Origin of the sequence: Cumulibacter manganitolerans (genome assembly GCF_009602465.1) — a bacterium.
Classification (GTDB): domain Bacteria; phylum Actinomycetota; class Actinomycetes; order Mycobacteriales; family Antricoccaceae; genus Cumulibacter; species Cumulibacter manganitolerans.
This window is the reverse complement of record NZ_WBKP01000013.1, coordinates 19,906-43,889: the sequence shown is the minus strand read 5'-3', so window position 1 is coordinate 43,889 and position 23,984 is coordinate 19,906. Positions and strand designations below refer to the sequence as shown.

At 71.2% G+C, this 23,984-nt stretch carries 24 protein-coding genes and 1 riboswitch; of the genes, 16 read left to right on the top strand and 8 right to left on the bottom strand.

Annotated features, from left to right (window positions below):
• Positions 1 to 49: 49 nt before the first annotated feature.
• Together F8A92_RS07115 and F8A92_RS07110 are read right to left on the bottom strand one after the other, a co-directional pair.
• Positions 50 to 316 (bottom strand): acylphosphatase, encoded by a 267-nt coding sequence (locus F8A92_RS07115; RefSeq protein WP_153504468.1) that lies wholly within the window; start codon positions 314 to 316, stop codon positions 50 to 52.
• Positions 298 to 1,149 (bottom strand): DUF72 domain-containing protein, encoded by an 852-nt coding sequence (locus F8A92_RS07110; RefSeq protein WP_153504467.1) that lies wholly within the window; start codon positions 1,147 to 1,149, stop codon positions 298 to 300. Before F8A92_RS07110 ends, F8A92_RS07115 begins: the two co-directional genes overlap by 19 nt.
• 298 nt (positions 1,150 to 1,447) lie before the next feature.
• On the opposite strand from F8A92_RS07110, the gene clpB reads away from it, so the two are divergent.
• The 12 genes from clpB to pyrE all read left to right on the top strand — a co-directional run bounded on the left by clpB (position 1,448) and on the right by pyrE (position 15,240).
• The gene (gene clpB, locus F8A92_RS07105; RefSeq protein ID WP_153504466.1) at positions 1,448 to 4,036 is read left to right on the top strand and encodes an ATP-dependent chaperone ClpB; all 2,589 of its coding nucleotides are present in this window, start codon (positions 1,448 to 1,450) and stop codon (positions 4,034 to 4,036) included.
• Positions 4,037 to 4,249: 213 nt separating this feature from the next.
• Positions 4,250 to 5,056 (top strand): hypothetical protein, encoded by an 807-nt coding sequence (locus F8A92_RS07100; protein WP_153504465.1) that lies wholly within the window; start codon positions 4,250 to 4,252, stop codon positions 5,054 to 5,056.
• A gap of 45 nt (positions 5,057 to 5,101) precedes the next feature.
• Positions 5,102 to 5,986: a hypothetical protein gene (locus F8A92_RS07095; protein ID WP_153504464.1), complete on the top strand. Its 885-nt coding sequence runs from the start codon at positions 5,102 to 5,104 to the stop codon at positions 5,984 to 5,986.
• A 6-nt stretch (positions 5,987 to 5,992) separates the two neighbouring features.
• Entirely contained in the window at positions 5,993 to 6,766 is a 774-nt protein-coding gene (locus F8A92_RS07090) for an SDR family NAD(P)-dependent oxidoreductase (protein WP_153504463.1), read from the top strand.
• A gap of 270 nt (positions 6,767 to 7,036) precedes the next feature.
• Positions 7,037 to 7,201: riboswitch (cyclic di-AMP (ydaO/yuaA leader) on the top strand.
• An 18-nt stretch (positions 7,202 to 7,219) separates the two neighbouring features.
• Complete coding sequence (locus F8A92_RS07085; RefSeq protein WP_153504462.1) at positions 7,220 to 8,263, top strand: C40 family peptidase; 1,044 nt, start codon at positions 7,220 to 7,222, stop codon at positions 8,261 to 8,263.
• Between the two features lie 87 nt (positions 8,264 to 8,350).
• On the top strand, positions 8,351 to 9,025 hold the full coding sequence (locus tag F8A92_RS18560; protein ID WP_194291396.1) for a hypothetical protein: 675 nt from the start codon (positions 8,351 to 8,353) through the stop codon (positions 9,023 to 9,025).
• A gap of 68 nt (positions 9,026 to 9,093) precedes the next feature.
• On the top strand, positions 9,094 to 9,696 hold the full coding sequence (locus F8A92_RS07080) for a fasciclin domain-containing protein (RefSeq protein ID WP_194291395.1): 603 nt from the start codon (positions 9,094 to 9,096) through the stop codon (positions 9,694 to 9,696).
• Positions 9,697 to 9,718: 22 nt separating this feature from the next.
• Positions 9,719 to 10,207 (top strand): glutathione peroxidase, encoded by a 489-nt coding sequence (locus F8A92_RS07075; RefSeq protein WP_153504460.1) that lies wholly within the window; start codon positions 9,719 to 9,721, stop codon positions 10,205 to 10,207.
• Positions 10,208 to 10,421: 214 nt separating this feature from the next.
• Positions 10,422 to 12,776, top strand: coding sequence for a TRAP transporter permease (locus F8A92_RS07070; protein WP_153504459.1), 2,355 nt, complete (start codon positions 10,422 to 10,424; stop codon positions 12,774 to 12,776).
• Positions 12,773 to 13,786: a TAXI family TRAP transporter solute-binding subunit gene (locus F8A92_RS07065; RefSeq protein WP_228389272.1), complete on the top strand. Its 1,014-nt coding sequence runs from the start codon at positions 12,773 to 12,775 to the stop codon at positions 13,784 to 13,786. Before F8A92_RS07070 ends, F8A92_RS07065 begins: the two co-directional genes overlap by 4 nt.
• A gap of 100 nt (positions 13,787 to 13,886) precedes the next feature.
• Positions 13,887 to 14,507 (top strand): mismatch-specific DNA-glycosylase, encoded by a 621-nt coding sequence (locus F8A92_RS07060; protein WP_153504458.1) that lies wholly within the window; start codon positions 13,887 to 13,889, stop codon positions 14,505 to 14,507.
• A 199-nt stretch (positions 14,508 to 14,706) separates the two neighbouring features.
• Positions 14,707 to 15,240: an orotate phosphoribosyltransferase gene (pyrE, locus tag F8A92_RS07055; protein ID WP_153504457.1), complete on the top strand. Its 534-nt coding sequence runs from the start codon at positions 14,707 to 14,709 to the stop codon at positions 15,238 to 15,240.
• Between the two features lie 29 nt (positions 15,241 to 15,269).
• Here pyrE and F8A92_RS07050 read toward each other — a convergent pair whose 3' ends face one another.
• Entirely contained in the window at positions 15,270 to 16,043 is a 774-nt protein-coding gene (locus F8A92_RS07050) for an HNH endonuclease family protein (RefSeq protein WP_228389271.1), read from the bottom strand.
• A gap of 238 nt (positions 16,044 to 16,281) precedes the next feature.
• Between F8A92_RS07050 and F8A92_RS07045 the strand changes: the two genes are divergently transcribed.
• The 3 genes from F8A92_RS07045 to F8A92_RS07035 all read left to right on the top strand — a co-directional run bounded on the left by F8A92_RS07045 (position 16,282) and on the right by F8A92_RS07035 (position 18,838).
• A complete protein-coding gene (locus F8A92_RS07045) occupies positions 16,282 to 17,079 on the top strand; it encodes a LemA family protein (protein ID WP_153504455.1) in 798 nt (265 codons plus the stop codon).
• A 2-nt stretch (positions 17,080 to 17,081) separates the two neighbouring features.
• Positions 17,082 to 17,336 carry a hypothetical protein gene (locus F8A92_RS07040; protein WP_153504454.1) on the top strand — a complete coding sequence of 85 codons (255 nt, stop codon included), beginning with the start codon at positions 17,082 to 17,084 and terminating at the stop codon, positions 17,334 to 17,336.
• A gap of 116 nt (positions 17,337 to 17,452) precedes the next feature.
• Complete coding sequence (locus F8A92_RS07035; RefSeq protein ID WP_153504453.1) at positions 17,453 to 18,838, top strand: FAD-binding oxidoreductase; 1,386 nt, start codon at positions 17,453 to 17,455, stop codon at positions 18,836 to 18,838.
• A gap of 114 nt (positions 18,839 to 18,952) precedes the next feature.
• Here F8A92_RS07035 and F8A92_RS07030 read toward each other — a convergent pair whose 3' ends face one another.
• The 5 genes from F8A92_RS07030 to F8A92_RS18960 all read right to left on the bottom strand — a co-directional run bounded on the left by F8A92_RS07030 (position 18,953) and on the right by F8A92_RS18960 (position 23,262).
• Positions 18,953 to 19,690, bottom strand: a complete 738-nt coding sequence (locus F8A92_RS07030) for an SDR family oxidoreductase (RefSeq protein ID WP_153504452.1) — start codon at positions 19,688 to 19,690, stop codon at positions 18,953 to 18,955.
• A gap of 6 nt (positions 19,691 to 19,696) precedes the next feature.
• Positions 19,697 to 20,728: a class II fructose-bisphosphate aldolase gene (gene fbaA / locus F8A92_RS07025; RefSeq protein WP_153504451.1), complete on the bottom strand. Its 1,032-nt coding sequence runs from the start codon at positions 20,726 to 20,728 to the stop codon at positions 19,697 to 19,699.
• A gap of 111 nt (positions 20,729 to 20,839) precedes the next feature.
• Positions 20,840 to 21,814, bottom strand: a complete 975-nt coding sequence (locus tag F8A92_RS07020) for a lysophospholipid acyltransferase family protein (RefSeq protein WP_153504450.1) — start codon at positions 21,812 to 21,814, stop codon at positions 20,840 to 20,842.
• 8 nt (positions 21,815 to 21,822) lie between these two features.
• On the bottom strand, positions 21,823 to 22,608 hold the full coding sequence (locus F8A92_RS07015) for a GNAT family N-acetyltransferase (RefSeq protein WP_153504449.1): 786 nt from the start codon (positions 22,606 to 22,608) through the stop codon (positions 21,823 to 21,825).
• Between the two features lie 225 nt (positions 22,609 to 22,833).
• The gene (locus F8A92_RS18960; RefSeq protein ID WP_228389270.1) at positions 22,834 to 23,262 is read right to left on the bottom strand and encodes a nuclear transport factor 2 family protein; all 429 of its coding nucleotides are present in this window, start codon (positions 23,260 to 23,262) and stop codon (positions 22,834 to 22,836) included.
• Between F8A92_RS18960 and F8A92_RS18955 the strand changes: the two genes are divergently transcribed.
• Positions 23,185 to 23,940, top strand: a complete 756-nt coding sequence (locus F8A92_RS18955) for a helix-turn-helix domain-containing protein (protein ID WP_228389279.1) — start codon at positions 23,185 to 23,187, stop codon at positions 23,938 to 23,940. The genes F8A92_RS18960 and F8A92_RS18955 overlap by 78 nt on opposite strands.
• Positions 23,941 to 23,984: the final 44 nt, after the last annotated feature.

The window sequence follows — 23,984 nt, the reverse complement described above, 5'->3', positions numbered from 1 at the left end:
GTCCCGAGCCGGGCTCGGCGTGCGGGCCGCGCTCCAGGACGGACGCCGGCTACCGCACCTCGAAGCGCCGGTCGTCGGTGACGTCGATGTCGCACGCGTCGACGTCGTCGACCCGGGCGTACGCCGGCCCCTCGTGGCACCAGTCGATCAGGGCCGCGACGTCCTGCTCGGCGCCCTGGGCCTCGACCTCCACCGACCCGTCGGGCAGGTTGCGCACCCAACCGGTCAGCCCGAGCCGGCGAGCCCGCTGCTCCGTGCTGGCGCGGAAGTAGACGCCCTGCACGCGGCCGGTGACGGTCAGCCGGACGCGCCGCATGCCTGCTCACCCCTCCGGATGCCGAGCCGGTCGAGCAGCCGAACCGCATCGTGCGGCGCGTGCCCGCGGATGTCGTTGTCGAAGTACACGTGCACGTCGTGGCCCTCGCCGAGCCATCCCCGGCAGATGTCGGCCCACCTGTCGAGCGACTCGTCGGTGTATCCGCTCGCGTACAGCTCGGTCTCGCCGTGCAGGCGGACGTATCGGAAGTCGCTGGTCGCATCGTGCATGACCGGCCACTTCCCGGCGCTGTCGGCGATGACGACGGCCACGCCGTACTCCGCGCACAGCGCCCGTGCCTCGTCGGTGTCGAAGCTGGCGTGCCGCGGCTCGAGAGCGTGCCGCACGGGCACATCGACCGCGCAGGTCGTGAGGCTGCGCTCGTCGGGCAGCTTCTCGTCGTGCGCGGCGGCGAGCAGCGCAGCCTCCGCGGTGGTCCTGGGCAGCAGCTCGAAGAACGAGGCCAGCCGGTCGCGATCGAAGTGCAACCGCGCGGGCAGCTGCCACAGCAGCGGACCGAGCTGCTCACCGAGCGCGAGGACGCCGCTGGCGAGGAAGTTGGCGAGCGGCGTGCGGACGTCGCGCAACGACTTGAGGTGGGTGATGTAGCGACCGCCCTTGATCGCGAGCACCACGTCCTCGGGGACGGCGTCCCGCCACGCGGCGTACGAACTGGGACGCTGCAGCGAGTAGAACGAGCCGTTGACCTCGATGGAGGTCATCCGCTCGGCGGCGTACGTCAGCTCGAGCCGCTGGGGGAGCCCCTTCGGGTAGAAGTCGCCGCGCCACGACGGGTAGCGCCAACCGGACACGCCGACAAGTGCTCGGGCCATGCGACCCACCCTAGACCGGCGGCGGCCCCCGGCGCCTCGCCCGCCGCCCGCCGTCTGCGGCCGCTCCTCCCGCCCCTGACCTCTGACTCTGGCGGTGGGTTCCACCCCGCTCCCGGCGTGATAGCGGGGCAGAACCCACCGCGGGCCGCGACACCGGGGCAGAAGCCACCGCGAGCGGCAGGCCCTCACCGAAACCTGAAGTTGAGCGGAATACGCTCAACTTTGTTCGGCGTTGCATCTTCGTGGCCGCAGCACGCGGCCGGTCAACCAGCTAGCGACTCTCGGAGAAGGGACCACTGTGGACCAGCAGAAGCTCACCACCAAGTCTTCGGAAGCGCTCGCCGCCGCGCAGCGATTGGCGGCCGAGGGCGGTAACCCGCAGCTCGAGCCCGTGCATCTGCTGGTCGCGCTGATCGAGCCCTCCGACGCCATCGCCCGCCCGCTGCTCGACGCGGTCGGCGCCAACCCCCAGTCGGTGCTGACCGACGCGCAGGCCAAGATCGGCCGGCTGCCCAGCGCCACCGGCGCCACCACCAGCGCGCCGCAGGCGAGCCGGGGGCTGCTCGACGTGCTGAACGCCGCGACCAAGCTCGCGAGCAGCCTCAACGACGAGTACGTCTCGACCGAGCACCTGCTCGTGGCGATCGCCCAGTCCGGCGGCGAGGCGCGCACCAGCCTGACCGACAACGGCGCGACGCCCGACTCGCTGATCAACGCCTTCAAGACGGTGCGCGGCAACCGCCGGGTGACCAGCGCCGACCCGGAGGGGTCCTACCAGGCGCTGCAGAAGTACGCCGTGGACCTCACCGAGAAGGCCCGCAACGGCAAGCTGGACCCGGTCATCGGCCGGGACACCGAGATCCGCCGGGTCATCCAGGTGCTCAGTCGCCGTACGAAGAACAACCCCGTGCTGATCGGCGAGCCCGGCGTCGGCAAGACCGCGATCGTCGAGGGGCTCGCGCAGCGCATCATCGCCGGCGACGTCCCCGAGTCGCTCAAGGGCAAGCGGCTGATGAGCCTGGACCTGGCCGGCATGGTCGCCGGCGCCAAGTACCGCGGCGAGTTCGAGGAGCGGCTCAAGGCCGTGCTGCAGGACATCACCGAGTCCGAGGGCGAGATCATCACCTTCATCGACGAGCTGCACACCATCGTCGGCGCCGGCGCCGGCGGCGACTCCTCGATGGACGCCGGCAACATGATCAAGCCGATGCTGGCCCGCGGCGAGCTGCGGATGGTCGGCGCGACCACGCTCGACGAGTACCGCGAGCGCATCGAGAAGGACCCCGCGCTCGAGCGCCGCTTCCAGCAGGTGCTGGTCGGCGAGCCGAGCGTCGAGGACACCATCGGCATCCTCCGCGGCCTGAAGGACCGGTACGAGGTGCACCACGGCGTGCGGATCCTCGACCAGGCGCTGGTCGCGGCCGCGACGCTGTCCGACCGCTACATCACCAGCCGGTTCCTGCCGGACAAGGCGATCGACCTCGTCGACGAGGCCGCGTCCCGGCTGCGCATGGAGATCGACAGCCGGCCGGTCGAGATCGACGAGATCGAGCGCGTCGTACGACGCCTCGAGATCGAGGAGATGGCGCTGTCGAAGGAGGAGGACGCCGCGTCGAAGACCCGGCTCGAGGCGCTGCAGAAGGACCTGGCCGACAAGCAGGAGCAGCTCGGTGCGCTCACCGCGCGCTGGCAGCAGGAGAAAGGCGCCCTCGAGGCGACCCGTGGCCTGAAGGAGCAGCTCGACGCGTTGCGCGGCGAGGAGGAGCGCGCCGAGCGCGACGGTGATCTGGCGAAGGCGGCCGAGCTGCGCTACGGCCGGATCCCGGCCCTCGAGAAGCAGATCGCCGAGGCCAGCGCCGCCGAGGCCGGCACCGACGTGATGCTCAAGGAGGAGGTGTCGGCCGACGACATCGCCGAGGTCGTCGCCGCGTGGACCGGTATCCCGGCCGGGCGGATGATGGAGGGCGAGACGGCGAAGCTGCTGCGCATGGAGGAGGCGCTCACCGGCCGCGTGATCGGGCAGAGCACCGCGGTGCAGGTCGTCGCGGACGCCGTCCGCCGCGCCCGCGCGGGCATCGCCGACCCCAACCGGCCGACCGGCAGCTTCCTGTTCCTCGGCCCGACCGGCGTCGGCAAGACCGAGCTGGCCAAGGCGCTGGCGGAGTTCCTGTTCGACGACGAGCGGGCGATGACCCGCATCGACATGTCCGAGTACTCCGAGAAGCACAGCGTCGCGCGGCTGGTCGGTGCCCCTCCCGGGTACGTCGGGTACGACGAGGGCGGCCAGCTGACCGAGGCGGTCCGCCGCCGGCCGTACACGGTGGTGCTGCTGGACGAGGTCGAGAAGGCGCACCCCGACGTCTTCGACGTCCTGCTGCAGGTGCTCGACGACGGCCGGCTGACCGACGGCCAGGGCCGGACCGTCGACTTCCGCAACACCATCCTGATCCTCACCAGCAACCTGGGCTCGCAAGCGATCAGCAACCCGACGCTCAGCGACGCGGAGAAGAAGGACGCCGTCATGGCGGTGGTGCGCGGGCACTTCAAGCCCGAGTTCCTCAACCGGCTGGACGACGTGGTGGTGTTCGCGAGCCTCGGCACCGACGAGCTCGGCAAGATCGTGGACATCCAGCTGCGGGTGCTCGCCAAGCGCCTCGAGGACCGTCGCCTCGAGCTCGAGGTCACCGACGCCGCCCGCGAGTGGCTGGCCATCGACGGCTTCGACCCGCTGTACGGCGCGCGGCCGCTGCGGCGGCTGATCCAGTCGGCCATCGGTGACCCGCTGGCGAAGCTGCTGCTGTCCGGCGGCGTCGTGGACGGCGACACCGTGCAGGTGGACCGCGGCGAGGACGGTCTGGTGATCAGCAAGAAACCGGCGTACGTGTAGCCGCGTCGCCGGCCGGTGCGGGTGTGCCCGGGCTCTCGAGGGAGCCCGGGCACACCCTTCTGCCGTCGGCACCGGGCCGCCGGGCACCAAGTCGCGACGCCGGACGTTGTTCTCCACGTCCCCCGCAGTCCCGAGCGTGGTCACGTAGGCTGGTGCGGCATCGCCGCCGTTGAGCCGGCGGTCCCGCATCCGAGAACTCGAAAGGTCCAGCGCGTGAGCGAGCCGACACCGCCTGGCGTGCCCGCTCCAGCACCGCCGGAGCGCTCCGATCCGCCCCAGGCCGAGCGTCCCCTCGAGGTGAAGCGCGCGACGACGCTGTACACCGCGACCGCGGCGTTCCTGGTGTTCATCGGCGTCACCAGCCTGTTCATGCTCAGCGACACCGAGCGCGAGCTGCGCAAGCAGCTCACCGATCTGCCGGGCGAGCCGGCCTCGGCCGCGCTCGCGGAGCCCGGCGTGATCCGCAGCCTGCTGATCTTCCTCGCGTGCGCCGTCCTCGTCGTCGCGATCGGGCACGGGCTGACCGCGCAGGCACTGCGCGACCGCCGGCCCTGGGCGCGTCCGGTCGGGTTCACCTTCTCCGGCATCCTCGCCGGCGTCGCCGTGCTCGGCACGATCGGCGGAGCGGTCAACATCCAGACGCTGTTCTACCTGGTCGCCGGGCTGTCGGGCATCCTCGCGCTGGCCAAGCCGCAGGTGCGCGACTACCTGCGGCCGTTCCCGAAGGCGCGGCCCTACGTGCCGGGTCCGTTCCCGCCCGGGCCGCCGAACGGGCCGCAGCCGCCCGGTGGCCCCTGGCCCCCGAATGCCCAGCAGCCGCCCAACGGTCCCTGGGCACCGCACGACCAGCAGCCTTCGAACGCGCCCTGGCCCCCGCACGGCGAGCAGCCGCCGAGCAGCACCTGGCCGCCGTACACCGCGCAGCCCCCGCACGGCGAGCGGCCGGAGCGGCCCCGGGACACGTCGCAGTTCCCGCCGGTGGACGGCGCCGACCGCCGCCCCGAAGACCCCTCCAGCTGACCGGCGCTCGCCGGAGCATCACCACCGCACAAGGAGCACACCCAAGTGACCGATCGCGACACCGCCGCGAGCACGCCCGATCCGGACGACGTACCGCGCGAGCCGTCCAAGCAAGAGCTGGACGCCGGCCGCGCCAGCGGCGTCGAGTCGCCGCTCGACCCGGTGGGCGCGCCTGAGGCTCGCCACGACGACCTGGCGTGGCCCGCCGGCGCGGACGACGCGCCGGTGGCGGCCTCGGCCACCAAGTACCCGCCGTCCCGCCCGGCCGTCATCGCCGGCGCGATCCTGGCCGCGGTGCTGCTCGCGCTGGCGATCCTCGCCGCGTTCCAGGACCCGAAGTCGTACATGAGCGAGATCAACAAGCAGCAGATCGCGGGCGTCGCGCAGGTCCTGAAGGACGAGAAGGTCGCCGACTACACCTCGGCCGAGATCAAGACCGCCCAGCAGTCCTTCGCCGACGAGGGCGCCACCCGCGACATGACGAACGAGTCGGCGGCCGCCGCCCTGAACGCCGGCAAGCCCGACTCCGTCACGGCGGGTCAGATCAAGGACGTGCTGGCCGAGAAGAAGGCCCAGTTCCAGACCGTCGAGGCCCTGCAGAGCGGGCTGCGCAGCCAGATCATCCTGTTCACCCTCACCGGGCTGCTGATGGCCGCGGGCACGCTGTTCTACCAGCGCGGCAAGGCCTGGGCGCGCTACATCGGGATGTTCGTGAGCGGGTTCATCGCCGTCATGTACGTCATGCAGGTGGTGCAGGGCGCGCTGAACATCCCTGGCATCGTCATCACGCTGGCCGCGATCGCCGCCTTCTACTTCTTCATGAAGGGCCGCCTCGAGGACCCGCCCGCGCCGCGTCCGGGAGGCGGTGGCTTCGGCGGCTTCGGCAGCCTGTTCGCACCGCGCGGACCCCGCAACCGGCCGGCGGAGTAACCGCTGATGAGCACGGCGCTGGTCACCGGGGCGTCGTCGGGCATCGGTGCGCAGTACGCCGTCCAGCTCGCCGCCCTCGGCTACGACGTCGTGCTCGTGGGACGCGACCGCGCCGCGCTCGAGGTGGTCGCGGCCCGGGTCGGCGAGAGCGGGCGGAGCGCCGAGGTGCTCGCCGCCGACCTGACGGTGCCGGCCGACCTGCAGCGGGTCTGCGCCCGCGCGGCCGGTGACGACATCTCGGTGCTGGTCAACAACGCGGGAGTCGGGACACCGGGCGAGTTCGTCGCCTCGGACGCCGACACCGAGCAGGCGATGCTCGATCTGAACGTGACCGCGGTGATGCGGCTGTGCCACGCGGCGTTCCCCGGAATGCTGCGGCGCGATCGCGGCGCGATCGTCAACATCGCGTCGGTCGCGGCCTTCACCCCGAGCGACGGCGGCCCCGGCTACAGCGCCAGCAAGGCGTACGTCGCGATGTTCACCGAGTCGCTGGCGCTCAAGGCGCACGGGACGCGCGTCCGCGTGCTCGCGGTCTTCCCGGGATTCGTGCGCACGGCCTTCCATCCTCGGCTCGGCATGGACACCTCGTGGATCCCGCGATGGGCCTGGCTGCGGCCCGAGGACGTCGTGCGGGCGTCGCTGCAGGACCTGCGGGCCGGCCGAACGCGCAGCGTCCCGTCCGCCCGGTACAAGGTCGCGATGGCGCTGGCCCGGGCGGTCCCGCGGCCACTGCTGCGCCGAGTGCTCGCGACGTCCACCCCGCACATCGATCGCGCCTGACGCGCGCACCGAACCGCCGCCGGCACTTCCCCAGAACGTCGCACCAGAAGGCCTGTGTCCATCCCGAACGGACAGCGGGCCGTCAGGGCGTCGTTTTCCGGAGAAGGCAGCGCGTGAGCGGCCGTCGCCGGCGCCGGTGTGGCCGATGACACCGGTGTGACAAACCCCGCCCGCCAGTTGTGCACAACCGGCGCGGCGAGCATTGTCACGAAAGGGTCACGACGGTAATGTGGCACCGTCCTGCCACCGAGTCGGTCGACCAGAGCGACGGGTAGGGCACCGCCGAAACTCATCGCAGACCCTGCCGGGCGCGCGAGGTGCCGGGGAACCAACTTGGTATTCCTTGGGGTGAATCGAACGGCCTCGGCCGCGCGTAGGGCAACCTTCCTAGCCCGAACCCGTCAGCTAACTCGGTAGGCGGGTGAGATGGAAGAAGGAGAGCGGCCCCCGAACATGGCGCCCTCGAAAAAGCACCTGGTGGCCGCCTCGGCCACCATCTTGATCTCGCTGGCCGGGCTCGCCGCCCCCTCGTACGCCGACCCGGCGACCGGCCAGTCCACGGAGTCCGCCGCCGACGTCCAGCAGCAGGTCGCGGCCAAGCAGGAAGAGCTCAGCACGGTCAACGAGGAGTACCTCGACGCCAAGCTGGAGCTCGACAAGCAGAACGCCGCGAAGGCCGACGCCGACGCGAAGCTCTCCTCCGCGCAGAGCGACTTGCAGACGGCCAAGGCGGCCGTGGCCCACCTCGGTGCCGAGCAGTACAAGTCGGGCACCCTCCCGACCAGCGTGCTGCTGCTGGTCGGCGAGTCGCCCGCGGACTTCATCGACAAGGCCAACGCGAAGCAGAACGTCGACACCTACAACGACGACAAGATCGCGGCGCTGGCCAACGCCGAGTCCGCGACCGAGTCGGCGAAGGCCGCGGCGGACGCCGCCCAGTCGGCCGCCGCCCAGGCCGCGCAGACCATCAGCGACAAGAAGGCGGTCATCGAGGCCGAGCTGCCCAAGCTGCAGGAGAAGCTCGCATCGCTGACCGACCAGGAGCGGGCGTCGCTCGACGCCGCGCAGGGCGGCACCACCCCCGCCGCGCAGCAGGCTGCCGCCAACCCGCAGGCCGCCGCCGCGACCGAGGCCGCCGCGACGCCGGCCGCCGCGTCCGGTTCGGCCGCGACCGTCGTCTCGTGGGCGATGTCGCAGCGCGGCAAGCCCTACGTGTGGGGCGGCGCCGGACCCAACGGCTACGACTGCTCGGGCCTGACCATGATGGCGTACAAGCAGATCGGCATCAGCCTGCCGCACTCGTCCTCGGGTCAGCAGGGCTTCGGCACCTCGGTCTCGCTGAGCGCCCTGCAGCCGGGCGACCTGGTCTTCGCGCCGGGCCACGTGGCGATCTACATCGGCAACGGCACCGTCGTCCACGCGCCGACGTTCGGCTCGCCGGTCCGCACCATGCCGATGAGCTACATGGACTTCACCTCCGCGCGCCGCCTGGTCTAGGCGCGCACCCAGAGCCGCCGAGGGGCTCGCCGCCGAGCGCGGCGGGCCCCTTGAGCACATTCCCTGCCCGAAGGAGTCGAACGCCGGATGCTCGCGAGCAGCGACAGCGGCTCCCACCTGCTGTCCTGGGCCCCGCTCCTCGGGCTGGTGGTGATCCTCTCGGCGTTCGGCCTCGTCCTGTGGCTCGAGCACCGGCGGGCCAGGCGCATCCAGGCCTTCGCCGCGTCGCGCGGGATGGGCTACACCAGCCGCAATGACGGCTGGGCGCGGCTGGATCTCGGCTACCCGCACGGCATCGGCGACTCGCACAAGGCGCGGCACGTCCTGACCGGCGTGCACCACGGCCGCCCCATCGCGGTCTTCGAGCATCAGTGGAGCACCGGCAGCGGCAAGCAACGGAGCTCGCACAGCGCTCGGGTGACCGTGATGGGCCTTCCGCGCGCATTCCCCCGGGTCGAGGTGCGCACCGAGGGCCTGCTCAGCCGCGCGGCGCGGCGGCTGGGCGTCCGCGACATCGAGCTGGAGTCGGAGAGCTTCAACGACGAGTACCGGATCAGCGGCGACCGGCGCTTCGCGTACGACGTGCTCAATCCGCCGTTCATGCAATGGATGCTCGACAACGCCGCCGGGGGCTTCTGCATCAACGGGCCGCACATCGCGGTCACCGTGGACGGGCGGATCGACCTGCGGTACGTCGACGGGGAGATCGCCTACCTGGACGCGATCGTCTCGCGCCTCCCGCGCTACCTGGTGGAGGGCTGAGCCTACCCGCTCACCCGCCCGCACACCCTTATCGTGAAGTCCAGCGTCCCCGCGCGAACGGAGCAACCGTGACCTACCTCGTACGCCGAGTGGTCGGCTGCCTCATGCTGCTCGGTGTGCTCTCCGCCTGCGGCGGCCCCGGAGGAGCGGTGTCGTCCGCCGCGACCACGTCCGGCACGCCGACGCGGTCGGCCCCGCCGGCATCGGGTGCCGGTTGCGCGGAGGCGGGGGAGCTGGGCGACCTCGCCGACAAGGGATTCGTGGACGCCCTCAAGAAGATCCCGACGACGTCCACCTTCGCGACGTACGCCGCGCTCGATCCGACGCGGGCCAAGAAGCTGAACGCGCTCCAGGGCGTCACGGCGTTCGTCCCGGTCGACAGCGCGTGGAGCGCCGTCGACGCGACCCAGGCCCAGCAGCTCGCCGACCCGGCGTGGCAGGGCGCCGCGGTCGAGTACGCGCTCGTGCCGCAGACCGTCCTGCCGGAGGACGTCGCCGCCGGCAAGACCGGCGCCATGCCGACGTACCGCGCGGTCGGGGCCACCCTGGCGGGCGGGCGGAACGGGGACAGCATCGTGCTCAACGGCGTGGCCACCGTGATCTGCGGACCGGTGGCCTTCGGCGGCGGGCTGCTGTACCTCACCGACCGGGTCCTGCTGCCGAGCTCCTGAGCAGCGCATATCGTCGGTGCTCATGAGCATCCTCGACGCAGACCTCGCCCGGCTCGACGGCACGCCGGGCACCCTTCGCGACCTGACCGGCGGCCGGCCGGCGCTGCTGGTCAACGTGGCCAGCAAGTGCGGCCTCACTCCGCAGTACACGCAGCTCGAGCAGCTGCAGGAGCAGTACGCGAGCGACGGCTTCACCGTCGTCGGGCTCCCGTGCAACCAGTTCGGCGGCCAGGAGCCGGGCAGCGCCGAGGAGATCGCGGAGTTCTGCAGCGCGACGTACGGCGTCACCTTCCCGATGAGCGAGAAGGTCGAGGTCAACGGCCCGGGCCGCCACCCGGTCTACGCCGAGCTGGTCGAGGCCGCGGACGCCGAGGGGCGCGACGGCGACATCCAGTGGAACTTCGAGAAGTTCCTGATCGACGCCGACGGGCGCGTCGTCGGGCGCTTCGGGCCGCGGGTGACGCCCGACGACCCCCAGGTGACCGGCGCCATCGAGGCGCTGCTCGCCTGAGCCGGCCGCTGCCGCGGTGGGCTCCTGCGCTCGCGGCGGGATGCACCGCGCTGTCGCGCCCAGAGCGGGGTACCACCCACCGCATCGGCGCGGCCGTGCCGTCCGCCGCGCAGCCAATGGAAATCCGCAGAACCAGCGGAAGAAAGTAACGATCGCTTAACTGTCTTGTGGACGACACCCGTAGCGGCCCGGGTTGCCCCATAGGGTTCGGCAAATGACTGCTGAACGCCCCACTACGCCGGTGGGTGCCCGTCGCGACGAGGGGGCGACCGGGGACCTGGCCACCGACGCGCTGGCGCACCGCGACGGTTCGACGCCCTCGGTCGACGCGCTGATCGCCGAGTACGACGAGGAGAAGCCCCAGCGGCACCTCTCCAAGCGCCTCGACCAGGTCGTCACCTTCGTGACGTTCTGCGTGTCCGCGTTCGTGCTGTGGCAGGTGTTCTTCCCCCAGAGCAAGGGCAACCAGTACTACCTGATCATCTTCCTGGCGTGCGTGCTGCCGCTGGTCTTCGTGCTGTACCGCTTCGGCAAGCGTCGCACCACCGACCGGACCAGCGACGGCACCGAGACCGCGCCGGCCCCGGGCGCCGATACCGCCGAGGGCGCCACCGCCGAGGCCGCTACCGAACCCGGTGCCGCGCTCGCGGTCACCGCCGAGCCGCGCGGCCTCTGGCGGCGCAGACGGCGCAGCGACAACCCCGGCATCGTCGACTGGGTGCTCGCGGGACTCACCCTGCTCGTGTGCGTCTACCCGCTCCTGCCGTTCACGATCGGCGACGGGGGCGGCGGATTCGACGAGTTCCTCAACCGGCAGGGGATCCTCGGCTCCGTCGACGTCGTGATGGGCTTCGCGCTGACGATCCTCATCCTGGAGGCGACCCGGCGTACGTCGGGGATCGTGATGCCCCTGGTCTGCCTGCTGTTCATCCTGTACGCGTACTACGGCGGCCTGCTGCCGCAGACGTGGGCGATCAGCCACTCGGGGCAGGACTGGCCGCAGATCATCAACGCCTTCTACAACGACGCCTCGGGCTTCTTCGGCACCCCGCTCGACGTCTGCGCGACGTACATCGTGCTGTTCACCATCTACGGAGCGGTCCTGGACCGCACGGGCGCCGGGCGGTTCTTCATCGACGTGAGCTTCGCGGCGTTCCGCAAGTCGCGCAGCGCGCCGGGCCGCACCGTCACGCTCTCGGGCTTCCTCCTCGGCACGGTCTCCGGCTCCGGCACCGCGACCGCCGTCTCGCTCGGCGCGGTCGCGTGGCCGATCCTCAAGCGCGCCGGCTACCCGAAGGAGAACGCCGGCGGCCTGCTGGCCGCCGCCGGCATCGGCGCGATCCTGTCACCGCCCACCCTCGGCGCCGCGGCGTTCATCATCGCGGAGATCCTGCAGGTCAACTACCTCACGGTGCTGCTGTGGGCGACCATCCCGACGATCCTGTACTACCTCGGCATCGTCCTGGCGGTCGAGATCGACAGCCGGCGGTTCGGCGCGAAGTCCGTCGCGCTGCCCAAGCGCTCGGCGTGGCAGCTGGTGAAGCGGTTCGGCTACCACTTCTTCTCGCTGTTCGTCATCGTCATCTTCCTGGCGCTCGACATCCCGCCGTTCAAGGCCGTCGTCTACGCCACCGCGGTGGCCGCGGTGTTCGGGCTCATCGAACGGCTGGTCTCCAAGGGCGACCCGCTCGACCCCGACTACGTCGACCCAGCGTCGGTGCCGGCCGCCGAGCGGCCCACGCCGATCGACGGATTGCGCGGCTACCTGTACGACATGTACCACGCGCTCGCGGCCGGAATCCGCTCGGTGCTGCCGGTCGCCGCCGTCTGCGCCGCCGCCGGAATCATCACGTCCGTGATCCAGAAGACCGGCCTCGGGCTCACCCTCGGGCGAATGCTCGTCGACGCGGCCCAGGCGATCACCAGCAACCCCACCGGCGTCCTCGTCATCACCGTCGTCTTCGCGGCCATCGGTGTCACGGTGCTCGGCCTGGCGGTTCCGGTGACGGCGTCGTTCATCATCAGCTGGGTCATCTTCGGCGCGACGCTGCAGGGGCTGGACATCAGCGCAGCCGAGGCGGCGATGTTCATCTTCTACTACGCCGTCCTGTCGGAGGTCTCGCCGCCGACCGCCCTCGCCGCGGTCGCGGCCTCCGCGATCACCGGCGGCCACGCCATCAAGACGATGTGGCAGACCTGGAAGTACACGCTGCCGGCCTTCCTCGCCCCGATCGCGTTCGTGATCACCGACAACGGCTCGCACCTGCTGATGCAGGGCAGCTTCATCGGGGTCGTGTGGACCACGGCCGTGTCGATGCTGGCGGTCGCGGCGCTCGCCGCGGTGACCGGTGGCTGGCTGTACGGCGACGCCACCTGGCTGGAGCGAAGCCTCTGCGTCCCGGCGGCGCTGCTGCTGCTGTACCTGCAGCCGTTGTCCATCGGCATCGGCCTGGCGTTCCTCGCGGCCGCCTTCGCCCTCAACTTCTTCCGCACCAAGCGGAACACCCCGACCGATCCCGGCAGTACCCCCATCCACGCCCGCACCACCACGCAGGAGGCAACCGCATGATGCTCACCCGAACCCGCCTGTCAGCCGTCGCGCTGGCCAGCTCCGTCGCCCTCGTCGTCACCGGTTGCGGCGGCGGCAAGCAGAAGACCGAGTCGAAGGCCGCATCCGACGGGTCGATCTCGTGCGAGTTCTCCGACGGCCAGCTGTCGATGGCGACCGGCAACTCGACCGGCGTCTACTACCTCCTCGGCGGCGGTATCGCCAACCTGCTGACCGAGAAGTCCGGCGGCAAGCTCAAGGTCACCGCGGCCGAGACCGGCGCGTCGGTGCAGAACATCCAGCAGATCGTGACCGGCGACTACGACATCGCGTTCTCCCTCGCCGACACCGCGGCCGACGCGGTCAACGGCAAGGGCGCGTTCGAGGGCAAGAAGGCCGACATCAAGGCCCTGGCCTCGACGTACGCGAACTACACCCAGGTGGTCGTGCGCAAGGACGCCGGCATCAAGTCGATCGCCGACATGAAGGGCAAGAAGATCTCGACCGGCTCGCCGAAGTCCGGCACCGAGGTCATCGCCACCCGCCTGCTGCAGACCGCGGGCATCAACATCGACAGCGACCTCACCGCGCAGCGGCTGGATCTCACCAAGACCATCGACGGCATGAAGGACGGCTCGCTCGACGGCTTCGTGTGGTCCGGCGGCCTGCCCACGCCGGCGCTCACCGATCTGTTCACGTCGAAGGGCGACGCGGTGGAGTTCCTGGACATCATGCCGGCGCTGAAGAAGATGCAGGAGATCAACGAGGTGTACGCCGAGGGCACCATCCCGAAGGCGACGTACAACCTGCCGGCCGACGTCAAGACGATCGTGGTGCCCAACCTGCTCGTCGTGTCGGCGGACTTCCCCGACAGCAACGCCTGCGCGATCACCAAGACCATCTTCGAGAACAAGGCCGACCTCGCCAAGGTGCACCCGTCGGCCAACGAGTTCGACCCGAAGAAGGCGGTCGAGACCGATCCGGTGCCGCTGAACGACGGCGCGAAGAAGGCGCTGGAGGATCTCGGCTAGCGGCTCCCGCGGTGGGTCGGGCTCTGGCGGTGGGTTGTGCCCCGGTATCGGGGCGAGAGCGGGGCACAACCCACCGCATCGGCCCGGGCACACTGGAGAGATGACGACCCGCCCCACCCGCGCCGACCTGGAAGCCGCCCGTGACGCGGTGATCGACGACCTGCTGCCGGACCCGCTGCGGCTGCTCGTCGTCGGCATCAACCCCGGGCTGTGGACCGGCGCCACCGGCGCGCACTTCGCCCGTCCCGGGAACCGGTTCTACCCGGCGTTGGCGCGAGCCGGCATCACCGACCGGCTCGTCGACCCGTCCGCCGGGTACCGCGCGTCGGACCTGCGCCACCTGCGCGACATCGGGCTGGGTGTCACCAACCTGGCACCGCGCACCACGGCGCGCGCGGACGAGCTGACCGACGCCGAGCTGCGCGCCGGCGCCGGCCGCCTGGTGAGCACGGTACTGCGGCACCGGCCCGGCGCCGTGGCCGTCGCCGGGATCACCGCCTACCGGACGGCGTTCGGGGAGCGCCGCGCACGGCAAGGTCGCCAGGCGCGCTGGCCGGGGACGTATCCGGAGGACACGCAGGCCGTCCTCGACGCCACCCCGCTGTTCGTCGTCCCCAACCCGAGCGGGCTGAACGCGCACGCCACCGTGGACTCCCTCGCGGCCGCCTACCGGGAGGCCGCCGACGCGGCGGGCATGGCCCGGTTCGCGGCGGTCCGGTGACGACGGGCTTCCCCCGACCCGGCGTACCCCTCGCGAACGTCCGATCTGCGGGGCAGTGGCGCACGCTATCGAGGCCATAGCGTGCCTCGCAGCCCCGCAGATCACCGCTACGCCGGTCTCGGCGTAGCGGCGTCCGGCGTGCGACGTCCGACGGACGCCGGATAGGTTTGGGGCGCTCGCCACCGAAGGGATCTGCCGCATGTCTGACCGTGACCGCCTGCTGGAGCTGATCAACCAGATCGCCGTCGTCCGCGGGAAGGTGATCCTCTCCAGTGGCAAGGAAGCCGACTGGTACGTCGACCTGCGGCGCGTCTCGCTGCATCACGAGGCCGCCCCGCTGATCGGCCGGGTGCTGCTCGAGGCGACGTCCGACCTCGAGTACGACGTCGTCGGCGGCCTCACCCTCGGCGCCGACCCCGTGGCGACCTCGATGCTGCACGCGGCGGCCGCGCAGGGCCGGGCGCTCGATGCGTGCGTCGTCCGCAAGGAGCAGAAGAAGCACGGCATGCAGCGACGCGTGGAGGGGCCGGGCGTCGAGGGCCGCCGGGTGCTGGCCGTCGACGACACGTCCACCACCGGAGGCTCGGTGCTGCAGGCCGTCGACGCGCTGCGCGAGGCGGGAGCCGAGGTGGTGGGTGTCGCGCTCATCGTCGAGCGGGGTGCGCGCCAGGCCGTGACGGACGCCGGTCTCGAGCTGCGGACGGCGTACACGACCGACGACCTGGCGGTCTGACGCGGTACGGCCTCGGGAACCCGCCGCGGTTACGTGGCCGGGGCGCTCGCTGCATCGCAGCCGGCGAGCACGGTCGCGATCGCCTCGCGTTCCGCCGGGGTGACCCAGAGCGCGTACTTCGCCTTGACGGCGACCTGGCGGCTGACGTAGCTGCACCGGTAGGCCTTGTTCGGCGGCAGCCAGGTCGCGGCGTCGCCGGCGCCCTTGGCCTGGTTGACCGGTCCGGCGACCGCTTGCAGATTGACGGGGTCGTTCGCAAAGTCGGCCCGCTGCTGCGCGGTGAGCTGCTGCGCTCCCTTCTGCCATGCGTCGGACAACGCGACGACATGGTCGATCTGGACGTCGGCCGAGGTGGTCGCGCCCCGCACGAACGCGATCGTCGCCGCGCTGTAGGGGTCGTGGAGCGTGCCGGACTGGACGGCGCACCCGTGGGAGCCGGGCTTGAGGACGATCTCGACCAGGTCGCGGCGCAGGATGTCGTTGCGGGTGTCGCAGCCGTTGTGGCCGCCGTCGACGCTCACGTCGTCGCTCCAGGCAGCACCGAACTGGTCCCTGCTGTACCCGGTCTTGGGGGCGCGCCCCTTCGTGGGCAGTGTCGCGAGCAGTGCAACGGCCTGCGCGCCGGCCGGGCCGCCGGGAGGCTGCTCGCCCGATGCTGTCGGCCCCGCCCCGGCCGTGCCGGCGGGCGAGGGCGCGGCCCGGCCCGTCGAGCGCGGCGCGGGCGAGAGGCCGGCCGGACTGGCCGCCGGGTCGTCGGGACCCGGTCGGCTGAGCAGGCATATCAGCCCGATCACCAACAGCACGGCCAGGAGTGCACCGCGCGAGCGTCGACGCGGCCCGGTCCCGTCGCCGTCCCTGAAGAGTGCGCGCATCCCGCCCTTCCCTCGTCGCCGGTGTCTTGCTGCGGGCTGCGCCGGTCGGCCTGCGGCTCGGAGACGAACTTACGCGGACGTCACGACAGCTGCGCCGCGCGGTGGAGGCGCGCCGCCCCGCCTACTCGGCTACCGTGAAGGCAACTGACCCGAGCGAGGAGGCTCCGCCGTGAGCACTGGCGTCATCATCCTGATCATCGTCGTGGCGATCCTCCTGATCGCGGGCGTCGCGAGCATCTCCATGTACAACCGGTTCGTCTCGCAGCGCAACCTCGTTGCCGAGTCGTGGCGCCAGATCGACGTCGAGCTCAAACGCCGCTACGACCTGATCCCTAACCTGATCGAGACCGTGAAGGCGTTCGCCTCCCACGAGCGGCAGGTCTTCGAGTCGGTGATCGCGGCGCGGTCCAACGCGGTCAACGTGCACGACGCCCCCGGGCGGACGCCGGAGGCCCAGGCGCACGCGGAGCAGCAGCTCAGCGGTTCCCTCGGTCGGCTGTTCGCGCTCGCGGAGAGCTACCCGACGCTGCAGTCCAACCAGAACTTCCTGAACCTGCAGAACGAGATGACCGACACCGAGGATCGGATCGCTGCCGGACGGCGGTTCTACAACGGCAACGTGCGGGCGCTGAACACCCGGGTCGAGTCGTTCCCGGCGAACATCATCGCGAACATGTTCGGCTTCAAGAAGGAGCAGTACTTCGAGCTCGACGACATCGGCGCGCGGGATTCCGTCCGCGCCGACTTCTCCTCGCTCACCGGCCGCGGGCCCTCCGACCGTGAGCAGTACCGCCAGCCCAGCGGCACCGGCGTCCCGCCGCAGGCCGAGGCGCAGCCGCAGATAGAGGCCCAGCCGCAGCTGCCGCCGCAGTTCGGCACGTCCGCTCCGGGGCAGTACGTCGAGGCTCCTCACGACCGGCTCGGCGGCGCCGGGCAGCCGCCGCAGAACCCGCCGACCGCGCCGTAGCCATGACGCTCGATCTGAACACCGTCAAGACGGTCTCGGTCATCGCCATCGGCGTCCTGGTGCTGCTCGCCGTCCTGATGGCGGCGATCGTGCGCGCGGTCGTCGGGAAGATCCTGCTGGTGGTGCTCCTGATCGGCCTGGCCGGTGTCGTCTACTGGCAGCGAGATCAGCTCTCGAGCTGCTTCGAGAACTGCCGGTGCACCTTCTTCGGACAGCAGGTCACCTTGCCCGACGCGGTCTCGAAGCAGTGCACGTGACGTCCGCGTTCTGCGGTGGAGTAGTGCACGCTGCAACCCGGATAGCGTGCCCTCATCCACCGCAGGTCGAGGGGCGAGGATGCGCCGCGGGCTGACGACGCAACTACAGTCGAAGAATGAGCTTCGATATCGCCGCGGCGCTGGCCGACCTGAAGGATCTGCTTCCACCGGAAGTGGTCGTCACCGATCCTGACGTGACGGTGGCGTACTCGCGCGACATGGCCATGCTCGCACCCAGCGAGCAGCCGGCCGCCGTCGTCCACGCCCGCAGCACCGAGGACGTCGTCGCGGTGATCAAGACGGCCGCCCAGCACGGCGTCCCTGTGCATCCGCGCGGGGCCGGCAGCGGTCTCGCCGGGTCGTCGAACGCGACCCGCGACTCGATCGTCCTCTCGCTCGCGCGGATGAACGAGATCCTGGAGATCAACACCGCCAACCGGTACGCGCGGGTGCAGCCCGGCGTGGTCAACCTCGACTTCCGCAAGGCGCTCGAGCCGCACGGGCTGTTCTACCCGCCCGATCCCTCGTCGTACGACTGGTGCACCCTGGGCGGCAACCTGTCGACCAACGCCGGTGGCCTGTGCTGCGTGAAGTACGGCGTGACGACGGACTTCGTGATGGGCCTGGAGGTAGTGCTGGCGGACGGCGAGGTGCTGCGCACCGGCCGGCGCACCGTCAAGGGCGTCGCTGGGTACGACTTGGCCCGTGTGTTCGTCGGCGCCGAGGGCACCCTCGGCGTCATCACCGAGGCGACGCTCATGCTGCGCCCGCTGCCGGAGCCGCCGGCGACCCTCGTCGCATCGTTCACCGACCTCTACCATGCCGGCGCCGCGGTGCAGGCGATCATCGACGCCGGGCTGGTGCCCTCGCTGCTGGAGATCATGGACGGCACGGCGATCGCCGCGGTGGAGGCCAAGCACCACATGGGCCTCGACCTCGGTACGAAGGCCCTGCTGCTGGCGCAGTCCGACAGCGGCGGCGACCGCGCCGAGCGGGAGATGGCCGGGATCGAGCGGGCGTGTCAGGACGCCGGTGCGAGCGAGCTGCACCGCACCGACGACGCGGAAGAGGGCTCGATGCTGCTGTTCGCGCGCCGCCAGGCCCTGCCGGCGCTCGAGGCGCTCAAAGGTGGCTCGCTGGTGGACGACGTCGCCGTACCGCGCTCGCGGATGGCGGAATTCCTGTCCGGCTGCGAGCAGATCGGCGTCGACACCGACACGGTGATCGGCACCTGCGGGCACGCCGGCGACGGCAACATGCATCCGACGATCTGCTTCACGCCGGGCGACGACGCCGAGTACGAGCGCGCGAAGGTCGCCTTCGGCCAGATCCTCGACCTCGGCCTGTCGATGGGCGGCACGATCACCGGCGAGCACGGCGTCGGGTCGATCAAGCAGGACTTCCTCGCCAAGGAGATCGGCGAGCTCGGCCTGCGGGTGCACCGCCAGATCAAGCAGGCCCTGGACCCGCAGGGGATCCTCAATCCCGGCAAGGTGTTCTAGTCGCGCAACGCATCTGCGGGGCAGCCGGACACGATCCCAGGTGGTTATCGTCTCTGGCTGCCCCGCAGAACGCGGTGCAAGGGGCCGCGGAACGCGGGCCGAGGTGGCGCGTGGCTACATCGCGAGGCCGCCGTCGACCGGCAGCACCGTGCCGGTGATGTACCCGGCCTCCTCGGAGGCGAGGAAGCCGATCGCCGCGGCGATCTCCGACGGCTCGGCGAACCGGCCCAGGGGGATGCCCGAGGCGATCTCGGCGAGCTTGTCGTCCGGGATCGAGGCGACCATCCGGGTCTTGGCGTTCGGAGAGATCGCGTTGACCGTGATGCCGAACCGGGCGAGCTCCTTGGCGGCCGTCTTGGTGAAGCCGATGATGCCCGCCTTCGCGGTCGCGTAGTTGGCCTGGCCGGTGTTGCCGTGCAGACCGGTGTACGACGTGACGTTGACGATGCGGCCGTACTCCTGCTTGCGCATGTGCGGCACGGCCGCGCGGGTGAGCCGGAACGTGCCGCCGGCGTGCACCGCCAGCACCTGGTCCCACATCTCGTCGGTCATCTTCCACAGCACGGTGTCGCGCAGGATGCCGGCGTTGTTGACCACGACGTCGAGGCTGCCCGTCTCCTCGACCACCTGCGCGACGAGCGCCTCGACCTGCTCGGTGCTGCTGACGTCGACCGGGAACCCGGTGGCGCCGATCTCGTCAGCGGCCTTCTTCAGCTCGTCGGCGTCGAAGTCGCACATGTACAGGCGCGCGCCGGCGTCCTGGAAGAACCGCGCGAGCTCGAGCCCGATTCCGCGCGCGGCGCCGGTGACGACGACCGACCGGCCGGTGAAGTCGAACTTCAGGTTGCTCACGGCGGCCTACTTCGAGACCGAGGTGTTGGTCGAGCCCAGGTCCGCGCAGGCCTGCACCACGCGCTCCGCCATCGCGCCCTCGGCGCCCTTGAGGTAGGAGCGCGGGTCGTACACCTTCTTGTTCCCGACCTCGCCGTCGACCTTCAGCACGCCGTCGTAGTTGCTGAACATGTGGCCCGCGATCGGGCGGGTGAACGCGTACTGGGTGTCGGTGTCGACGTTCATCTTCACGACGCCGTACGACACCGCGTCCTTGATCTCCTGCGGATCGGAGCCCGAGCCGCCGTGGAAGACCAGGTCGAACGGCTTGTCGTTGCCGCCGCCGAGCTTGTCCGCCGCCGCACGCTGGCCGTCGCGCAGCACCTCCGGGCGCAGCTTGACGTTGCCCGGCTTGTAGACGCCGTGCACGTTGCCGAACGTCGCGGCCAGCAGGTACCGGCCGTTCTCGCCGGAGCCGAGCGCCTCCAAGGTCTTCAGGAAGTCCTCGTCGGTGGTGTACAGCTTGTCGTTGATCTCGTTGGCGACGCCGTCCTCCTCGCCACCGACGACGCCCACCTCGACCTCGAGGATGATGTTGGCCTTCTTGCACTCGGCCAGCAGCTCCTTGGCGATCTCCAGGTTCTCCTCGAGCGGTACGGCGCTGCCGTCCCACATGTGCGACTGGAACAGCGGCTGCTGGCCGTTCGCGACCCGCTCCTGGCTGATCTTCAGCAGCGGCCGGACGTAGCCGTCCAGCTTGTCCTTCGGGCAGTGGTCGGTGTGCAGCGCGATGTTGACGTCGTACTTCGCCGCCACCACGTGCGCGAACTCGGCCAGCGCGACCGCCCCGGTGACCATGTCCTTCACCCCGAGACCGGAGCCGAACTCGGCGCCGCCGGTGGAGAACTGCACGATTCCGTCGGATCCGGCGTCCGCGAAGCCCTTGATCGCCGCGTTGATCGTCTCGGACGACGTGCAGTTGATGGCGGGGTAGGCGAACCCTTCCTTCTTCGCGCGATCGAGCATCTGCGCGTAGACCTCGGGCGTGGCGATGGGCATGGCTTCTCCTTGGCGGTAGGCGACGTGTGGTCCGTTGCGCTCCACCCTATTCGGCCGGGCCCTCCCCGGACACCGGTACCGTGCCGGTCCGCGCTCGTGACCGGTGACGCCTCAGGCCGCGCCGGCCTTGCGCGGCCGGGGACCGGACAGGCTCGGCAGCTCCTCGAGCGCGACCAGCGGGTCGGTGAGCACCGGCACCCGCAGCTGCGCCGCCTGGCACGTCGTGGGCCGCAGGTGAGCGGCCCAGTCGCCGACCGGGGCCTGCAGGGCGGCCGCGATCGACTCGGCGGCGGCGGTGCGCAGCGCCTTGCGGTCGTCGATCGGCCGCACGTGCTTGGGCAGGATCCGCGGCAGGACGTCGATCCGCAGCGCGAGGCCGCGCTGGCCCAGGATGGCGCGCACGGAGTCCAGCAGGGGCTGGTCGCCGACGTACGCGCCGGCCGTCGTGAGCCGCCCATGGCGATCCAGCCAGCTGAACGCCACGGGCTGCACGGGCACGCCGACGTCGATCGCGGCCTGGAACATCGCCGGGAACATCGGTGCCAAGCCGCGCCCGCAGGTGGTCGTGGCCTCAGGAAACGTCGCGACGACCTCGCCGGAGCGCAGCCGGCGCCCGACCTCCTTGCGGGTCTCGTCGACGGCGCGGAATCGCTCGCGGTCGATGAACACGGTCCCCGCCCTACGGGCCACCCAGCCGACGACCGGCCACTCGCCGATCTCCCGCTTCGAGACCATGGTCAGCGGCTGGACGGCGGCGAACGCCATGACGTCGAGCCACGACACGTGGTTGCCGACGACGAGCACCGGCTCACCCGGGTCGGCGAACGTCCGCCGTGCGCCGGTGACCCGCACGGTGATCCCGCTGGCCGCGAGCAGCCGACGGTAGACGGTCGCGACATAGGCCGGGGTGCGCCTGCGGCGCAGCAGCCGGTCGGCCACCGAGCGCGCGAGCACGCCGCAGGCGCCGCGCACGACGACCCGCAGCACGGCCAGCGCCCGGCGCGCGACGACGGTCGGCGCGACCTCGTGCCGGCAGGTGATCCCTTGGCGCGCGCACAGCTGCGGGCAGGACTCGAACGGTGCCATGGGGGCTCCTACCGGCCGGTGAAACGCTTGGTGACGCGGGGATCGACCGACTGCATGTCGAGCAGGATGTAGAGGTCGGCGGTGTGGAAGCCGGGGTCGTACGACGGCTCGCCGAGCACCTTCGCGCCGAGCCTGAGGTAGGCCCGAAGCAGCGGGGGAACGGACACCCTCACCGGCTCGGGGTACTTGTCGTAGTGCCAGGGGGTGTGCGGCGTGACGGCGAGGTGCTCCGGGCCGGCGTGCGTCGCGAGCGCCTCGCGCACGATCGCCGCCGCGTTGCCCTTGCCGGCGTCGAGATAGATCGACGCGCAGCCACCCAGGTAGCGGTGCCCCGACAGCAGCATGTACCGGGCCAGCCCCGACCAGAGCAGGCTCACCACCGCCCCGTTGCGGTGCGCGGGGTCGACGCACGAGCGCCCCACCTCGACCAGGCTGTCGCCGATACCGCGCAGGCCGTCGAGATCGAACTCCGTCGATGAATACGACCGGCCGAGCCGCGCGGCCGCCCGGGGAGGGAAGATCCGGTAGGTGCCGACGACGTCACCGGTGTGGTCGTCGCGGACCATCAGGTGCTCGCAGTGCGCGTCCCACTCGTCGACGTCCCGGCCGGCCTGGGCGGCGAGGCGCGCGCCCATCTCCTCGGCGAAGACGCGGTAGCGCAGACGCAGCGCGAGCTCGGCCTCCGGCCCCGGGGGGACGATCTGCAGCGAGTACGAACGCGCGCTCGCGGCATCCGGGGCGGTCGCGTGGGCGTCGGGCTGGAGCGCCGGTTCTGCGCGGAGCGTGGTTGCCATGCTGCCAGGATGAGTGCTCCGGTGGAAGGTTCGTCCGACCGCTCGGTTAAGCCCCGGTGACGCTTGGACGAATGACTGCCAGTCATGAACGGCGACGTCGTCGTCGCCGATGATAGTGATGATCCTCGATACAAGCCGATCGGCCCGCCGCGACGACGCGACGAGCCGATCAGCGCTTGCGGACACGGCGACGGTGGGGGATGCCGGCACACCGCCGCGCGCCGGCTAGACCTGGGCGGGCACCTTGTCGAGGAAACCCAGGACCAGGCTCAGCCGCCCGTCGGCGTCGACCAGCGCGACGTCGGAGCCGACGACCGGTGCGTCGGCGCCCTCGGGGCCGAGCTCCCAGCGGAACCGGAGCTGGTCGTGGTGCGCGTCGACCGGGCCGAGCAGCCGGAACCGCCAGCCGGGGAACTGCGCCTGGGCGCCGGTGACGACCGCGGCGATACCGTCGTGCCCCGCGACGTCGGCGAGCGGGTCGACGTACCGGGCGTCGTCGGCCCAGACCTGCGCGATCGCCGCCATGCGGGCCTCGGGGTCGGTCTCGTTCCAGATGGCGATGTAGTCGCCGGCGAGCTGCTGCGCCGATGGCGTGAGCGCCGCCGGCTCAGCCAGCTCGAGCTCGCTGCGCGGGCCGAGGTCTCCGCGCGGCACCTGAGCTTCGTGGAGACCGGGCGCGCGAGGCCGACGTCCGCGATGATCCTGCGGCTGGCCGGCCACCTCGAGGTGCCGCTGCGGGAGCAGAACCGGCTGCTGGTCTCCGGCGGCTTCGCCCCGGCGCATCCGGAGCACCGTCTCGGCGAGCCGTCGATGTCGCTGGTGAGCGACGCGATCACCAAGGTGCTCGACGCGCACGATCCGTTCCCCGCCGCGGTGATCGATCAGCAATGGGACCTCGTCGCGGCGAACGAGGCACTCGAGCGGCTGGTCGCCGGTGCGGCGGCGCACCTGCTCGAGCCGCCGATCAACGTCCTGCGGTTGAGCCTGCACCCTGACGGCCTCGCGCCGGCCATCGCGAACCTCGGCGAGTGGCGCGCCCATCTGCTGGACCGGCTCGACCGCGAGATCGACGCCTCCGCCGACGCCGGGCTCATCGCGTTGCGCGCCGAGCTCGACGGATACCCCGGCTCGAGCGACCACCCCGACCCGGACACCGACGCCATCGTGGTGCCGCTGCGGATCCGGCTCGGCGACTCGGAGCTGGCGATGTTCAGCATGACGGCGGTATTCGGGACGCCGCGGGACGTCACGGTCTCCGAGCTCGCGATCGAGACCTTCTACCCGGCCGACGCGACGAGCGCGGCACTGCTGCGCGGCCTGGCCGGCGGCTGAGCCGGCCGCGCGCCGCGCCGAACGGAGCCGCGCGCGGTCGATAC

Coding starts and splice junctions, on each gene's coding strand:
- F8A92_RS07115 (WP_153504468.1), bottom strand. CDS start 316: ATGCGGCGCGTCCGGCTGACCGTCACCGGCCGCGTGCAGGGCGTCTAC.
- F8A92_RS07110 (WP_153504467.1), bottom strand. CDS start 1,149: ATGGCCCGAGCACTTGTCGGCGTGTCCGGTTGGCGCTACCCGTCGTGG.
- F8A92_RS07090 (WP_153504463.1), top strand. CDS start 5,993: ATGAGCACGGCGCTGGTCACCGGGGCGTCGTCGGGCATCGGTGCGCAG.
- F8A92_RS07085 (WP_153504462.1), top strand. CDS start 7,220: ATGGCGCCCTCGAAAAAGCACCTGGTGGCCGCCTCGGCCACCATCTTG.
- F8A92_RS18560 (WP_194291396.1), top strand. CDS start 8,351: ATGCTCGCGAGCAGCGACAGCGGCTCCCACCTGCTGTCCTGGGCCCCG.
- F8A92_RS07075 (WP_153504460.1), top strand. CDS start 9,719: ATGAGCATCCTCGACGCAGACCTCGCCCGGCTCGACGGCACGCCGGGC.
- F8A92_RS07070 (WP_153504459.1), top strand. CDS start 10,422: ATGACTGCTGAACGCCCCACTACGCCGGTGGGTGCCCGTCGCGACGAG.
- F8A92_RS07065 (WP_228389272.1), top strand. CDS start 12,773: ATGATGCTCACCCGAACCCGCCTGTCAGCCGTCGCGCTGGCCAGCTCC.
- F8A92_RS07060 (WP_153504458.1), top strand. CDS start 13,887: ATGACGACCCGCCCCACCCGCGCCGACCTGGAAGCCGCCCGTGACGCG.
- pyrE (WP_153504457.1), top strand. CDS start 14,707: ATGTCTGACCGTGACCGCCTGCTGGAGCTGATCAACCAGATCGCCGTC.
- F8A92_RS07040 (WP_153504454.1), top strand. CDS start 17,082: ATGACGCTCGATCTGAACACCGTCAAGACGGTCTCGGTCATCGCCATC.
- F8A92_RS07035 (WP_153504453.1), top strand. CDS start 17,453: ATGAGCTTCGATATCGCCGCGGCGCTGGCCGACCTGAAGGATCTGCTT.
- fbaA (WP_153504451.1), bottom strand. CDS start 20,728: ATGCCCATCGCCACGCCCGAGGTCTACGCGCAGATGCTCGATCGCGCG.
- F8A92_RS07020 (WP_153504450.1), bottom strand. CDS start 21,814: ATGGCACCGTTCGAGTCCTGCCCGCAGCTGTGCGCGCGCCAAGGGATC.
- F8A92_RS07015 (WP_153504449.1), bottom strand. CDS start 22,608: ATGGCAACCACGCTCCGCGCAGAACCGGCGCTCCAGCCCGACGCCCAC.